Below are 13,851 nucleotides of genomic sequence, written 5' to 3'. Positions count from 1 at the left end.
GTGTCGCGGCCGGGAACACCGGATCACCGGTGTTCCCGGCCGCGCCGCTGTCCTCAGGTCAGGTGGAGCGTGGTGCGGCCGGGCAGAAGGGTGAGCGCGATCTCCAGGTGAGCGGTGCCGTGCCGCTGGACGACGGCACGGCGCAGCGGGGCGCCCGTCACGGTGGGGATCGGGGAGTCGCCGAGGGGGATCAGGATCGCGGCGTCCTGCAGGGGGAGCTCGGCGTCGATGTGGAGCAGGCCCGGCCCGGGCCGCAGCGTGACGCCCCGGCGGGCGCGTTCCCAGGCGCCGATCCGCGCCGCGGTCCACCACCGCAGGCCCAGCGAGCGGCCGAGCTCGACGATCGCGGCGGCCGCCCGGCGGGTCTCGGGGGACAGGCGCATGTTGGCGCCGTGGAACAGGCAGTGCAGGACGCCGTGGTGCGCCAGCACCTGGCCGAGCACGGCCTCCGCGATCGGCGGCTGGATCGTCCACGCCAGGTCCTGGAAGTGCAGCGGCAGCATGAGGACCGGCAGCGCGCCGAGCGGATACGCGACGTGACAGGTACCGAACGGGAAGCCCGCGTTGCCTTGGGTTCCCGGGCCGCGGGACCCGTCGACGAGGATGCCCATGGACACACACCAGCGGTAGAAGTCGTCCCAGCCCTCCCAGCGCAGGTAGTGGTTCTTGTTCGTGGTGACGGGACCGCCGGCGGCACGGGCCCAGGCGAGCTGGGCGGCCAGCTCCGCCTCGGTGAAGCCGCGGCCGGGGGAGTGTGCGTCGAAGTGCAGGCCGAGCTCGTGCCCCTCGGCCGTGATCCGCGCGATGGTCTCCGGCGACAGCGCCGGACCGCCGCCCGGCGCCGGCGGCAGCAGGCACCACGTCGCTGCGGTGCCGCACTCTGCGAACGTCTCGAGCGCCACCGTCGCGTCCGGGTCGGCGTTGCCGTCCGTGTCGTGTGACAGGTGCCCGATCGCGGGCACGCCGGCCGGCCAGTAGCCCAGCCACGGCAGTGTCGCGGCCGGCGCGAGCCACCACAGGGTGCGCAGCAGCACGTGCCGCCACAGGTCGGCGTGCGGGCGGTGGAAGTAGGGCGCCACCGCGTCCGGCGGCCAGGCGTGCGCGAAGCCGGGCTCGAGCACCTCGCCGGGCGGCAGGGCACGGTCCTGCTCGTAGGAGAGGGCGATGCCGTCGTCGACCTTGAGCACCCCGTCGTCGACCGGGGACGTGTTGTCCGAGGGCGGCACGCCGTCGGCGAGTACCGGCCATCCCTGCTGGATGCGGACCACCGACTGGCACAGGTCGGCCCCGATCACCATGACGGTGCCGGCGCCCACCCGGCGGACGGTGACCGCCGCGCTGCCGTCGCCCCAGCGCGCGACGACGGAGGCTGTGGCGGCGGGCGTCATGCGGACACCGCCGAAGGCGCGCAGCGGCACGTCGGGCGGGGTACCCCAGGCCGGAGCGGGGGCGAAGACGACCCGCCCCTCGGCGACGGGGGCGGTGACGCGGACCGCGGCCAGTCCGGCGAGGGGGCCGGGGTCGCCGAGGACGAGCAGGCGGCCGCCGCGGCCGAGCCACCGGCGCAGGGTCTCCACGTCGGGGTCGCCGGCGCCGGCGATGACGAGGACCGCGAAACGCGGATCGGGTGCGGGCACGACCTGGTGCGGCAGGCCCGCATGGGCGAGGATCTCGGTCAGGTAGCCGGAGAACGCCGGCTCGGCGCCGCCCTGGACCGGATCCAGGACGACGCCGAGCGGCTGAGCGAAATCGGTCACGGTGTCCATCTCATGAGCGAGGCGCCGCTGCCCCAGTAGACCCGGCCCGACGAGTCGAACGCGATGGTCCGGTAGTAGCTGGCGCCGACGTTGGCGAGGGTGGTGAGGCTGTCGGTGGCCGGGTCGATGCGAAACAGCGACCCGCCGGTCGTTCCGTAGACCAGGCCGTCGGGGCCGGTGGCGAGACCCAGCGGCGATCCGAGGGGGAACGCGCCCAGCTGCGTCACAGTCCGGGTGGCCGGGTTGAACGAGAACCACTTGCTGTCCGAGGTGACCCCGTAGACCTTCCCGTTGCCGGCGGTGGCGAGCGAGCAGATCCAGGTCGAGCCGGGCACCGGGACAGTGGAGTGCACGACCGACGAACTGGCCTCGTCGAAGACGAGCAGCTTGGCGTCGCCGGTGGCGGTCACGCCGTCGCCGTTGATGGTGCTGCCGACGTAGATCTCGCCCGGCCCGGCCGCGAGCGCGAACAGGTTGTGGTCGCCGGCGAGGTGCCGCCAGGACTGGGACTGGTAGGTGACCGGGTCGATCCGGGTGAGTGCGCCGCCGAGCTGGCCGTAGGCGGCCCCCGAGGCGAGGTACAGCTTGCCGGTCGAGCCCTTGACGAAGTCCCACGGGCGATACTGCTGGTCCCCGAACTCGCCGAGGTCGCGCGGGTTGCCGCCGGCGGCGGAGTCCGGGTTCCACGGCTGGGCGGGGTCGTAGGCCGTGACGACGTTGTAGGTGTACGACCCCATGAAGAGTTTGTCCGATGTGGACGCCATCGACAGGACCTCACCGGTGCGGCCCTTCGCGACCGGTCCCAGCACCGTTGTGGCCCCGGTGCCGGGGTCGGTGCGGAACAGCGCGTTGGTCTCGTAGGTCCCGCCGTAGATCTTGCCGTCGGGACCGGTCTGCAGCGCGGTGATGTTGGTCGGGGAGCCGGGCAGGGTGAGCTGCTGCCGCACGACCTGGCCGGTGCGCGGGTTGACCCGGCCGTACATTCCCTTGCTGCCGATACCGGTCAGCCACTGCTCGCCGCCGATGCGCAGCTCGCTGAGATGGCCGGAGACCCAGTCGGCGTCGCTGATCCGGGTGCACGCCTTGGTGACGAGGTTGTACCGGATGACGCCGGGCGTGGAGCCGGTGCAGGTACCGACCGCCCACGCCTCGTGTCCGGACTTGGGCAGCACCGTGTAGCCGGCCAGCTCCGGCACCTCACCGAGGAACTTCGGTTTCTGCCACGGCGGGGTGTTCAGGTTGAACCGCAGCACCCGGATGTCCGGGGTGACCATCTGTACGAGCAGATCGTTGCCGACGAGCGCGGCGTTGTACCCGAAGGAGTAGCCCGCGTACTGCGACGGCAGGATGTCGGTCTTCCGGCCGGTCCGCACGTCGAGGATCGTGGCGAAGGCGGGAGCGCCGCCGCCGACGAACAGCCGCCCTCCGGGCAGCGGCACGAGCGCCTTGGCGTACTTGTGGTCCGGGACAACGACACCGAGGTCGCGCAGGGCGCTGGTCTCCTGGTCGTACTCGAACACCTTGCCCGACGGGAAGGTGCCCAGGTAGATCTTGCCCCAGGGTGCGGCGGTGACGCCGAAGAAGAAGGTGTTGCCGAGGTCGGTCTCGGGTGACGTGGCGACGATGCCGAGCTGCTCGGTCTTCGGGTCGTAGCGCCACAGGTGGGCGCGGCTGTCGCCGCCCAGGGTGGCCAGGTACACGCGGCCGTCGGTGCCGAGCGCGGTGTGGTAGCCGCCCCACGAGCCGGTCATGGTCAGCTGCTTGACGAGCGTGCCGGTGCGGGCGTCGACGGCGAAGAACGTGACGCCCGGGGAGCTGGCGACGTAGGTACTCCCGTAGAGCATGGGATTGCCGTGCTTGTCGCGGCCCTGGACGCTGTCGAGGATCAGGTAGTCGGAGATCGGGACGCCGAGGTTCTCGACGGTACCGACGACGGCCTGGTTCGCCGCCGGTGCGGCCGCCGCGGGCGGTGCGGCGAGGCCGGCGACCACGAGGGTGCCGGCGACCGCCACGGCCAGGCGGCGCAAGAGGGTCGTGTTCAACGGTGCTCCTATCGCAGCGTTACGAAGAGGAGGGGATGGAACGACGGATCGCCGGAGCGCTGCCCGGCCATGAGCATGCTGATGCCGTTGCCGGGCGGCGTCCGGCTGCCGGAGCGGGCCTGCAGGAGGTTGGGCCAGTTGGCGGCCGAGACGCCGGGCACCGTGTGCCGGTCCAGGCTCCAGTCGCGGCCGTTGCGGCTGGTCGCCACGACCAGGTCGGCGCCGTCGGAGCTGAGCACGACCAGCGTTCCGTCCGGGCGCGCGACGATCTGGCTGTGGTTGCCCAGCGGGCCGACCGGCACGGGGGAGCCGGACGCGCCGCGCTGGTAGTAGAGCGTGCCGACGCCGTTGTCCCGCCGGTAGAAGACCGTGTGGACGGTGCCGTGGACGTCGACGGTGAGGTCGGAGGCGTCGACCCAGTTGCGGTCGCCGTCGGGAGCTGGATTCTGGGTCAGGTATCCACCGGCGAAGGTCCGTCCGCCGTCGGTGGAGTGCCACAGGAGGGCGCCGTCGAGGCAGGCCGAGTTGGGTGTACCGAGCACATACTGGCTGAACGACAGGTGGACGTCGCCGGATTGCTTGCCCGGCTGGACCCGTGGGTAGAGCCAGGCGCGCCCGGCCGGCGGGGTGCCGATCCGGGTGGTGTGGACATCGCGCCCGGTGCGGGTGTCGAACTGGTTGAGGTACAGGTCCCAGCCGTCGACGGCGTAGGCGCTGTAGAGGTAGTGCCCGTCGCGGGAGACGGCGAGCCCCTGGTAGTAGCGTTCCGTGCTGCCGGTGCGCACGGTGTAATCGGTGAACCGGGTGAAGTCGACCGACCCGTCGCGCAGCCGGGCGTCGAACTGGAGCCGGATCGCGTAGACGGAGGCCATGTCGGCGCCGGGCTTGGGCGCCACCCCCGGAAACGCCTCGGCGCCGGTGTAGCAGGCGACGTGCAGGTGCAGCCGCCCGGCACCGTCGACCAGCAACCCGACCGGCTGGTACACGTGGCCGGGCAGCCGTACCGCCTCGGTCCAGGTCTGGCTGTCCCGGGACTTCCACACCCGTGCCTGCCACGGGTATTCGGCGCCGTTGCCGTCCAGTGTGGCGGCGTAGTACCAGCGCCCGTCGAAGACGACCTTGGGTATTTGCGCGCCCCAGGTGGGGACGACGTTGGTGAGGCGCAGGGCGTCGGAGACGACGGAGGTGCACAGCCCGGCTCTTGCTCGGGCGAAGGCCGGCGAACCGGCGGCCACGGTCGCCGCGGCGGCACCGAGGCTGAAGAGGACCACGCGCCGGGAAACTGGTCTGACTGCCATGGATCGACGCTAGTCACCCGGGCTCGGGTGCTGGGGCGCCGTCATTGCGGTGCGGCGGCCGGAACTTGCGCTGTCGCGCTCAGCCGGCGTACTGACGCCGGTATTCGGTGGGTGTGACGTTGAAGGTGCGCTTGAACAGGACCCGGAAGCGCTTGGGGGAGCAGTACCCGACCCGGTCGGCGATGGCCTCGACCGGAAGTGCGGTCTGGGTCAGCAGCTGCCGCGCGTGGTGCATGCGCACGCCAGTGAGGTAGCGCAGGAACGTCGTGCCGAGCTCGCGCTGGAACAGGTGGCTGATGTAGAAGGGGCTCACGTAGACCGTACTGGCCACGGTGGTCAGTCGCAGATCCTCGGCGTAGTGGTCGCGGATGTACTGCTCGACCATCGCGAGCACGTGCCGCGCGGGCGACTGCGGCGCTTGGACCTCGACGATGCGCGGGAGCAGCTGCCCCAGCCACAGCATCAGGTAGGACCGCTCGTGGATCTCGAACATCTCCAGCAGCTCGTCGAGGGCGAGCCGGTCGAAGGCGTCGACCCAGTCGGCCGACCCGTCGGCGAGGCGGCGCTTCCCGGCCACGTCGAGGGCGTAGAGCAGCTCGGCGCCGATCCAGCGTCGCAGCACGTCCGGGGTGACGCCCTCCACCAGCGCCACCCGGTCGATCCAGCGCCGCAGCGCGTCGACGGCGCCGACGGCGTCGCCTTCGCGGATGCAGCGGGCCAGGTCGCCTTCAACCCGCTCCGGTAGCGCGGCGGCGCCCGCGCTGTTGTGGTCGTCGAAGAGATAGAGCCGGTTGCCGCCGCCGACGAGCTTGCGCTCGACGGCGCGCACCGCCTCGCTGGTGGCGGTCTCCAGCCGCGCCGGTCCCGCGTGCGGGTTGCTGACGCTGATGGTGACCGCGACGCCGGTCTCCGCGCTGACGGCGGCGAGCAGGCTGTCGGCGTACTCCTTGGCGGCGGCCATGAGCCGGGCCCGGTCGTCGCCGGCGAGGGTGACGATCCACGAGTCGGGCGGCACCAGGGCGATCCGGGCGCCGGCGGGCAGCAGGGACTCGGCGTGCTTCTGGGTCATGGCGACCTGGTCGGCGGCCCAGTCGTCACCCCGGGCGAGCCGGTTCACCTCAAAGTCGTCGATATCTGCGAGGACCGCGACGAGCAGGCCGGGGCCGGCGTCGTCGATCACTGTCACGGGTTGACCTAAGACGGTGCCGAATCGGGACATCGTGCCTCCGGCCGGTTGAGCAGGTCCGAGGTGGTACAGCGCAATCTCGCGCCCCTCGGGGATGGGTTGCCAGCTGATATACCACAGGTGGGTCTTCCGAGAAAGGGTGTCATATGGATATTGGCCGGCTGCGCGACGCGCTCAACGGCGTGCTCGCCTTCTCCCCGACGTTCTTCGGCGCTGGTGGTGAGCTCGACCTGGACGCCCTCGCGCGGCACGTCGACCGGCTCGCGGACACCGGTGTCTGCGGCGTGGTGGTCGCCGGTGGGGTCGGCGAGTTCTACGCGCTCGACGACGGCGAGCTGCGCGATCTGGTCGACGTGGCCGTCGACGCGGCAGCGGGCCGGATACCGGTGCTGGCCGGGGTCGGTCACGCCACCGACCGCGCCGCACAGCAGGCGCGGCTCGTGGCCGGCGCGGGTGCGGCCGGGCTCATGGTCAACCCGTTCTACTTCGTCCGGCCGGAGCCGGCCGGGATCATCGAGCACTGCCGGCGGCTGGGCGAGGCCGGCGGGCTGGGCCTGCTGATGTTCAGCACCCGGGACATGGTCTACGACGTGCCGGCGCTGCGAGCACTGTCCGAAGTGGACGCCGTGGTGGCGGTCAAGGACGAGGTCGGCGACCTCGACCTGTTCGCCGAGTGCGTGCGGGAACTGGGCGCCCGGTACGTCTGGATCAACGGCATGGCGGAGATCCCGGCCGTCGAGTACGCCGCGCGCGGCGCGGTCGTCATGACGTCGGGCATCGTCAACCTCGACCCCGTCCTGGCCTTGCGGATCTGGGACGCGGCCGAGCGCGGCGACGCCGACACGCACGGGCGGCTCCTGGCCGAACGGGTTGCGCCGATCGCCGCGCTGCGCAGCGCCCGGCCGGGCTACCACATCACGGTGATCAAGGAGGCGCTGAGCCTGCTCGGCACCGGGACGGCCACGGTCCGGCTGCCGCTGGTGCCGCTGCGCCCGGACGAGCGCGCGGTGCTGCGGGAGCACCTGACCCGCACCGGGTTCCCCGACCGGGCCAACGCATGATCGACCATCACGTCCGGTTCGGCCCCGAAGACATGGGGACCACCGACGCCGACGAGCTGATCCGGCTGCTCGACAACCACGAGGTGGAACGCGCCGTCCTCGGGCCGGTCGGGCGGTGGGTCGCGGTGGACAACCGGGAGGGCAACGAGGCTCTGTCGGCCGCGATCCGCCGCCATCCCGACCGGCTGCTCGGCTACGCCTGCGTCAACCCGTGGTACGGCATCGGCGCCGTCGACGAGCTGTGCCGCGCGCTCGACGCCGGGCTGTGCGGGCTGAAGCTGGAACCGGCCCGGCAGGGACTGCGCCTGCTCGACCCGCAACTCGAGCCGGTCCTGGGCGCCGCCGAGCATCGGGGGGTTCCGGTCTACGTCGTGACGGGGGTGCCGATCGCGGCCGAACCGTTGCAGCTCACCGAGCTGGCCCGGCGCTGGCCCGGCCTCACGTTCGTGATGGGCCGGTCCGGCCGTACCGACTTCAGCACGGACCTGATCCCCGCGCTCACCGCGGTGCCGAACATCGTGGCCGAAACCGCCTACAACGGCCCCGGCGACCTGCGCCGCATCGCCGGCGCCATCGGCGCGCACCGGGTCGTCTTCGCTGGCGACGTGCCCGCCAACGACCTGGGCCTGGAGCTGGACCGGGCCGCCCGCACCGGGCTCACCCTCGGGAGCCTGTTCTCATGATCCTCGACATGCACACGCACCTGCCCGCCGAGGACTCCCCGGCCTGGCGCTCCTGGCGCCAGGAGAACGTCCTGGCGGCGATGGATGCGGGCGGCGTGCACCGGGCGGTGGTGATGACCCTGGACGGGTTCTTCCGCGACACGCGGCGCGCCAACGACATCGTCGCCCGGGCCTGCGCCGGTTCGGGCGGCCGCCTGATCCCGTTCGGCACCGTCGACCCGCATCAGGGCGGGGCCGCCGACGAACTGCGGCGTTGCGCGCGGGAACTGGGGTGCCGGGCCATCAAACTGCACCCGTGGCTGCAAGGCTTCTCGCCCCTGGACGCCGCCATGGACCCGGTGGCCGAGGCTGCCGCCGAGACCGGCCTGCCGCTGGTGTTCCACGACGGCACGCCACCCTACTCGTCGCCGCTGCAGATCGCCGCGCTCGCGGAACGGTTCCCCGCCCTGTCCGTGGTGCTGGCCCACGGCGGCCTGTTCGACCTGTGGCGCGACGCGGCCGCCGCCGTCCTGCGCCACCCCAACGTGCACGTGACCCTCTGCGGCACCGCACCGCTGGGCATCTTCCGGCAACTGCTGGCGCTCACCGGAACCGCCCGGGTGAGCATCGGCACGGACAGCGGCTACGGCGACCCGGATCTGGCCCGCCACCGGCTCGCCGTGCACCGGCTGCTGCTGGACGAGCTGGACGAGTCCGCGGCCGCCGCGGTCGGGCACCGCAACGCCGAACGACTACTGGGACTGGACTGATGGACACCTCTGCCTGGATCTACCCCTGGGACGTCGCCGACCACGGCCCGTCCGCGCTGTCCCCGGTGGTGCGCGACGCCGGCCTCTGCGCCGTCAACGTGGCCGTCAGCTACCACAGCCTCTTCGCCACCGTTCCCGACAACCCGCGCCGCCACCTCGTCGAGCTGCCCCGCGGCATGGTCTACTACCGGCCCGATCCGGCGCGCTGGCACGACAGTGCCGTCAAGCCCCGGGTGTCGGCCTGGGTCGACGAGCTCGGTGACGCGCTCACCCTCGGCCGGGAGCTGGCCGAGCGGGCCGGCTGCGGGCTCACCGCCTGGACCGTCGGCCTGCACAACAGCCTCGGCCGCCGCCATCCGGAACTGGCCCTGCGCACCGTCTGGGGTGACGTCGTGACCGCGGCGCTCTGCGTGCGCAACCCCGCGGTGCGGGCATATGCGGCCGCCCTGGTCGCCGACGTCGGCGCCCGGGCCGACCGGGTGCAGCTCGAGTCGGCGCATTGGCTGCCGCTGCCGCACCACCCGCACGTCAAGCTCGCCCTGCCGCACCCCGTCAACCTGGGCATGATCGCGCAGATCTGCTTCTGCGACCACTGCCGTGCCGCGGGCGAGGCCGCCGGGGTCGACGTCGGCGCGCTGACCGCCGCGCTGCAACGGCGCTGGCAGCGCTGCTACGAGACGCCGGTACTGCAGCCGCTGTCCACCGAGGAGGGCTACGAGGCGTACCAGGCGGTGCGGGTCGAGGCGGTGACCTCGCTCGTCGCCGAACTGGTGGGGCGCAGCCCGGTGCCGGTCGAGTTCGTCACCTTCGGGGACCGGGCCGCCACCGGGGCGCACCTGGCCGACATCGAGCGGGCCGGGGCGGCGGTCCGGGCGCTCGCCTACGGCCCCGCCGAGCGGGTCAAGGAGGTCCGTGCGGCGGAGGAGGCCGCCCCCGACCGGCCGCGCTCGCTGCACCTGGGGCTGTCGCTGCTGCCCGAGCACGTCGCCGACCACGAGGCGTTCCTCGGGGCGGTCGACGCGGCCGGCGACGCGCCGTCGCTGTCCTTCTACCACCTGGGGCTCGTCGGCGCCGAGCGCCGTACCTGGCCCGGGAGCGTGCGCCGTGGCTGACGCGGTGCGGGTGGTGCTGGCCGGGTGCGGTGACATCGCCACCACCGGCCATCTGCCGGCGCTGGAGCGCAGCGCCGACGTGGTCCTGGTGGGGGTGCTCGACAACTCGGCCGAGCGGCGCGGCGTCGCGGCGCGCCGCTACGGGGTGCCCGAGTTGGAGCGGCTCGACGACGCGGACGCCGACGCGGTGATCGTGGCGACCCCGCCGGAGGTGTCGCCGCACCTGACCGCCCACGCGGTCGGCCTCGGGCTCGACGTGCTCTGCGAGAAGCCGATGGCGGTGGACCTGCCGTCCGCGGAACGGGTCCGCGACCTGGTGGCGGGCAGCGACCGGATCGTGCAGATCGGGTTCAAGAACCGGTTCTCGCCACTGGTCCGGGCGGTGCGGCGGTGGCGGGACGAGGGGCGCATCGGCGGGCCGGTCGCCTTCACGCTGGGCGGCTTCGACGAGGCGTACGACCCGTCCGACACCGTCCACACCGGGCGGATCGGGCACTTCCTCGCCCACGGGCCGTCGTTCGTCCACGAGGGGGCGCACTTCGCCGACCATCTGGCGTACCTGTCCGGTGCGACGCCGGTCTCGGTGCAGGCGATCGGGGTGCGGTCGCGGGACAGCCTGCCGTCGGAGAACTTCGTCTCCGCCCTCGTCGGCTACGACAACGGCGACGTGGCCCGGCTGGAGATCGGCTGGCAGTTCCCGCTCTCCCCGGTCGGTGAGTTCCGCGCGCTCGGCCCGGACGGCATCGCCGTCGTCGACCGGCCGGGCCTCACCGCTACGCTGTTCACCCGGGACAGCAGCGAACAGGTGACGCTGGACCGACCCTGGAACGATGCCTGTTTCGACGCCCAGCTCGGCCACTTCGTCGACTGTGTCCGCAACCGGGTCACCCCGGAGACCTCGGCGCCGGCCGGCGTCGAATCCCTGCGGCTCGGCCTGGCGGTCGTGACGGCGATGCGGACGGGAGAAGCGGTCACGTGGGACTGATGCGGGAACGGGTCTACGAGACGATCCTGCAGGACATCATCGCCGGGCGGCTCGCGCCCGGTGACCGCATCACCGAGCGCGTGCTGGCCCGCAGCCTCGGCATCAGCACCACCCCGGTCAAGGAGGCCCTGCGCCGCCTGGAGAACGAAGGGTACGTGTCGGCAGTGCCGCGCACCGGCGTCGTGGTCAAGGAGACCGCGCTGACCTCGGTGGGTGACGTGGTGGTGGCTCGTGCCTGGCTGGAGGGGCTGGCCGCAAGGCTGGTGGCGGAGCGGTTCGCCGGCGGCGGGCTGCCAGCCGGGCAGCGGGCGGAGCTCGCCGAGGTCGTGGGCGAGATGGGCCGCGCACCCGCGGAGGCCGGGCTGGATCTGGAGCTGGTGGTGACCATCAACGCCCGGTTCCACGACCTGATCCGCACCATGTCCGGCAACCGGCTCATCGGGCAGTTCGTCGGCGTGCTGCTGGGCGTGGACAGCGCGCTGCGCCGGCACCTGCTCACCGACGAGGCGGAGCTGCGGCGCGGCCTGGCCGAGCACCTCGCCGTCTACGAGGCGGTGTGCGCGGGCGATCCCGACCGGGCGGAAACCCGGATGCGCGAACACATCCTGCGTTCGGCCAGCCGGGTCGTCGCCACCACCCGGCAGGAGGCCACCCCGTGAGGACGTTGCTGGCGGAGCTGACCCGCGACGAGGCGGCGCGACGGGCCGCCGGGGCGGTAGCGGTGGTACCGGTGGGAGCGGTCGAGCAGCACGGACCGCACCTGCCGGTGGGCACCGACCTGTTCGCGGTCGCCCACATCGCGCGACAGGCGGCCTCGCTGGCGGCCGGGACGGCGGACGTCATCGTGACGCCACCGGTGCCGTTCGGCTATTCGCCGTACCATCTGCCGCACGGGCCGACGGTGACGCTGCGGACCAGCACCCTGCATGCGCTGCTGTACGACGTGTGCGACTCGCTGGTGCGGTCCGGGTTCCGGCGGGTGTTCCTGCTCAACGGGCACGGCGGCAACGCCGAGCTGATCGCGGTCGTGGCGCGCGAGGCGGGGGTGGACCTCGGCGTGCTCGTCGGCGCCGGCTCCTACTGGACAATGGCGTGGGACGCGCTGGAGCGAGGCGGCGCCCAGGAACGCGGGCGGCTACCCGGCCACGCCGGCGCCTTCGAGACCTCACTGGTCGCCGCGCTGCGGCCGGACCTGGTGGTCTCCCCGCCGCACGGCCGGGACACCTTCGCGCGCAACCCGCGCGGATACGCCCGGCCGTACCATGTGGAGGACCCGTTGGCGTGGGCCGGGGAAGGTTTCTCCGACGATCCCTCGGCAGCCTCCGCCGCGGACGGCGCGCGCTGGCTCGACCTCGCCGCCGACGCGGTCGCACAGGCGTTGCAGGAGTTCGCCGCGCGCCCGCTCCGCTGACAGCTGGCCACCTTTACGGGACGGTGGCGCTCGGGAAGTCCGACGATGGCCATGGCTTCCCTGATCACCGGGTGTGGCGTGCAACCGGAAGCTCCCGCCGGGGCACAGGGCAATTCTGCGCCTCACGGCGCAATTCCCAACCGGCATACGGTGGGGCTATGACGCTGCAGGACCATCCTGAATACCGGACACTGCTCGAACGGCTCTTCGAGTGGCGCCGCGAGATCCTCAGCCGGATGGCCCGGTGGGACGAGTACGCGACGCTGCCCACCTATCCCCGGCAGGACCTGGCCAAGGAACCGGGCGTGACGGTGCGCGTGGACAGCTTCCTCGGCACGCACAACACCGACACCGTGACAGATGTGTACTTCCGGGTCACCGACGCGGCCAAGGGCGTCTGCGAGACCGGGGCGATCCCGTTCCCGGTCGAGCCGGTCGACGAGCCGACGCTGACCCGGCTGCGCAGCCGGTTCCCGCTCGCCGAGGTCGCCGGGGACGGCGACGACCTGAGCAAGGCGGTGCGGCTGCGCGACTGGATCAAGTCGCTGTTCCGCCACCTCACCCCGTTTCGGATGCCGGAGTGGAACGGCCTGCTGATCCTGGACCGGGGCTCGCGCGGCGTCGAGAACTTCATCTGCGTGCACTACTCCGTCGCGCTGGTGCAGTCGTGCCTGGCCATCGGCATGCAGGCCCGTATGGTCAACCTGCACCGCGGCATCGCCGACAACTACGTGATCGGGGACGAAGCGGTCGCCGACCCACCCGTCGACGAGCACGTGGTCGCCGAGGTCTGGAGCGCCGAGCTCGGCACGTGGGTCATGATGGACACCGACTTCGACTGCCACTACGAGCGGGGCGGCGCCCCGATGTCCGCCTGGGACATCCACAACGCGTTCATCCACGGGGAGCTCGACGCCGTCGTGTGCCGGCGGGGGCCGCACTCCATGTCCTTCAACGCCTACGGGGAGCGGCTGGCGGACGAGGACCGGTTCTTCGCCGAGACCCTGCCGTCGTACTACGCCCACGTCTCGGTGCTGATGCGCAACACGTTCCTGTCGGACCCGGACGGCCCGGTGACCGTCGCACACCTCACCGACGCGAGGACCGCGCCGATCCTGTGGCACCGCGGATCGGACCTGCGGCTGCAGCCGCACCTGATGGGGCCGGTGGTCGTCGCCGGCCCCTACCAGGACACCACCCCGATCCTCACCGACGGCAACCTGCGCACCGGCTGGGCCTCGTCCGACGCGCAGACCGAGCACTCGGTGGAGGTCACCCTGCCCGGCCCGCGGGTGCTGGGGCGGGTCGTGCTGCACTGGCCCGAGTACGCGCTGTACCACCGGGCGTCGCAGCAGTACCGGATCGAGGCCCGGATCGACGGAGCCTGGCACACCGTGGCGGAGGTGACCCAGCCGGTCGAGGCGCCCTATTCGCTGCACGACCTGGACACGGTGGTGGCGACGGCGGTACGGGTGATCCAGCCTGCCGGCGGCGGATTCCGGGACCACCCGAACCGGTTGTGGCTCAACCAGGTCGAGCTCTACGCGCCCCGGTCGGCATGAGCCGC

At 72.5% G+C, this 13,851-nt stretch carries 12 protein-coding genes; 8 read left to right on the top strand and 4 right to left on the bottom strand.

Annotation, left to right across the window (positions count from 1 at the left end; all coding sequences use genetic code 11):
• Positions 1-53: 53 nt before the first annotated feature.
• The 4 genes from ACQPY0_RS41830 to ACQPY0_RS41815 form a co-directional block, all read right to left on the bottom strand.
• A complete protein-coding gene (locus ACQPY0_RS41830; protein WP_432973987.1) occupies positions 54-1,757 on the bottom strand; it encodes a hypothetical protein in 1,704 nt (567 codons plus the stop codon).
• Positions 1,754-3,799 carry a hypothetical protein gene (locus ACQPY0_RS41825; protein ID WP_432973985.1) on the bottom strand — a complete coding sequence of 682 codons (2,046 nt, stop codon included), beginning with the start codon at positions 3,797-3,799 and terminating at the stop codon, positions 1,754-1,756. The genes ACQPY0_RS41830 and ACQPY0_RS41825 overlap by 4 nt, the downstream gene beginning before the upstream one ends.
• An 8-nt stretch (positions 3,800-3,807) precedes the next feature.
• A complete protein-coding gene (locus ACQPY0_RS41820; RefSeq protein ID WP_432973983.1) occupies positions 3,808-5,097 on the bottom strand; it encodes a hypothetical protein in 1,290 nt (429 codons plus the stop codon).
• 79 nt (positions 5,098-5,176) lie between these two features.
• Positions 5,177-6,283, bottom strand: coding sequence for a helix-turn-helix transcriptional regulator (locus ACQPY0_RS41815; RefSeq protein WP_432973981.1), 1,107 nt, complete (start codon positions 6,281-6,283; stop codon positions 5,177-5,179).
• A gap of 146 nt (positions 6,284-6,429) precedes the next feature.
• Between ACQPY0_RS41815 and ACQPY0_RS41810 the strand changes: the two genes are divergently transcribed.
• The 8 genes from ACQPY0_RS41810 (at position 6,430) to ACQPY0_RS41775 (ending at position 13,846) form a co-directional block, all read left to right on the top strand.
• Complete coding sequence (locus ACQPY0_RS41810; RefSeq protein ID WP_432973979.1) at positions 6,430-7,344, top strand: dihydrodipicolinate synthase family protein; 915 nt, start codon at positions 6,430-6,432, stop codon at positions 7,342-7,344.
• The gene (locus ACQPY0_RS41805; RefSeq protein WP_432973977.1) at positions 7,341-8,027 is read left to right on the top strand and encodes an amidohydrolase family protein; all 687 of its coding nucleotides are present in this window, start codon (positions 7,341-7,343) and stop codon (positions 8,025-8,027) included. The genes ACQPY0_RS41810 and ACQPY0_RS41805 overlap by 4 nt, the downstream gene beginning before the upstream one ends.
• Entirely contained in the window at positions 8,024-8,776 is a 753-nt protein-coding gene (locus ACQPY0_RS41800; protein WP_432973975.1) for an amidohydrolase family protein, read from the top strand. The genes ACQPY0_RS41805 and ACQPY0_RS41800 overlap by 4 nt, the downstream gene beginning before the upstream one ends.
• Positions 8,776-9,888, top strand: coding sequence for a hypothetical protein (locus tag ACQPY0_RS41795; RefSeq protein ID WP_432973973.1), 1,113 nt, complete (start codon positions 8,776-8,778; stop codon positions 9,886-9,888). The genes ACQPY0_RS41800 and ACQPY0_RS41795 overlap by 1 nt, the downstream gene beginning before the upstream one ends.
• Positions 9,881-10,873, top strand: a complete 993-nt coding sequence (locus ACQPY0_RS41790) for a Gfo/Idh/MocA family protein (RefSeq protein WP_432973971.1) — start codon at positions 9,881-9,883, stop codon at positions 10,871-10,873. Before ACQPY0_RS41795 ends, ACQPY0_RS41790 begins: the two co-directional genes overlap by 8 nt.
• Entirely contained in the window at positions 10,873-11,532 is a 660-nt protein-coding gene (locus ACQPY0_RS41785) for a GntR family transcriptional regulator (protein WP_432995584.1), read from the top strand. Before ACQPY0_RS41790 ends, ACQPY0_RS41785 begins: the two co-directional genes overlap by 1 nt.
• Positions 11,529-12,284 carry a creatininase family protein gene (locus ACQPY0_RS41780; protein ID WP_432973969.1) on the top strand — a complete coding sequence of 252 codons (756 nt, stop codon included), beginning with the start codon at positions 11,529-11,531 and terminating at the stop codon, positions 12,282-12,284. The genes ACQPY0_RS41785 and ACQPY0_RS41780 overlap by 4 nt, the downstream gene beginning before the upstream one ends.
• Before the next feature lie 158 nt (positions 12,285-12,442).
• Complete coding sequence (locus tag ACQPY0_RS41775; protein WP_432973967.1) at positions 12,443-13,846, top strand: galactose-binding domain-containing protein; 1,404 nt, start codon at positions 12,443-12,445, stop codon at positions 13,844-13,846.
• The last annotated feature ends 5 nt before the right edge of the window (positions 13,847-13,851 follow it).

This window comes from Dactylosporangium sp. CA-233914 (assembly GCF_050942935.1).
Classification (GTDB): Bacteria; Actinomycetota; Actinomycetes; order Mycobacteriales; family Micromonosporaceae; genus Dactylosporangium.
This window is presented reverse-complemented; position numbering and strand designations above follow the sequence as displayed.

Excerpts from the sequence above, each read along its gene's own strand:
- ACQPY0_RS41820 (WP_432973983.1), bottom strand. The coding sequence starts at position 5,097 with ATGGCAGTCAGACCAGTTTCCCGGCGCGTGGTCCTCTTCAGCCTCGGT.
- ACQPY0_RS41810 (WP_432973979.1), top strand. The coding sequence starts at position 6,430 with ATGGATATTGGCCGGCTGCGCGACGCGCTCAACGGCGTGCTCGCCTTC.
- ACQPY0_RS41805 (WP_432973977.1), top strand. The coding sequence starts at position 7,341 with ATGATCGACCATCACGTCCGGTTCGGCCCCGAAGACATGGGGACCACC.
- ACQPY0_RS41800 (WP_432973975.1), top strand. The coding sequence starts at position 8,024 with ATGATCCTCGACATGCACACGCACCTGCCCGCCGAGGACTCCCCGGCC.
- ACQPY0_RS41795 (WP_432973973.1), top strand. The coding sequence starts at position 8,776 with ATGGACACCTCTGCCTGGATCTACCCCTGGGACGTCGCCGACCACGGC.
- ACQPY0_RS41785 (WP_432995584.1), top strand. The coding sequence starts at position 10,873 with ATGCGGGAACGGGTCTACGAGACGATCCTGCAGGACATCATCGCCGGG.
- ACQPY0_RS41775 (WP_432973967.1), top strand. The coding sequence starts at position 12,443 with ATGACGCTGCAGGACCATCCTGAATACCGGACACTGCTCGAACGGCTC.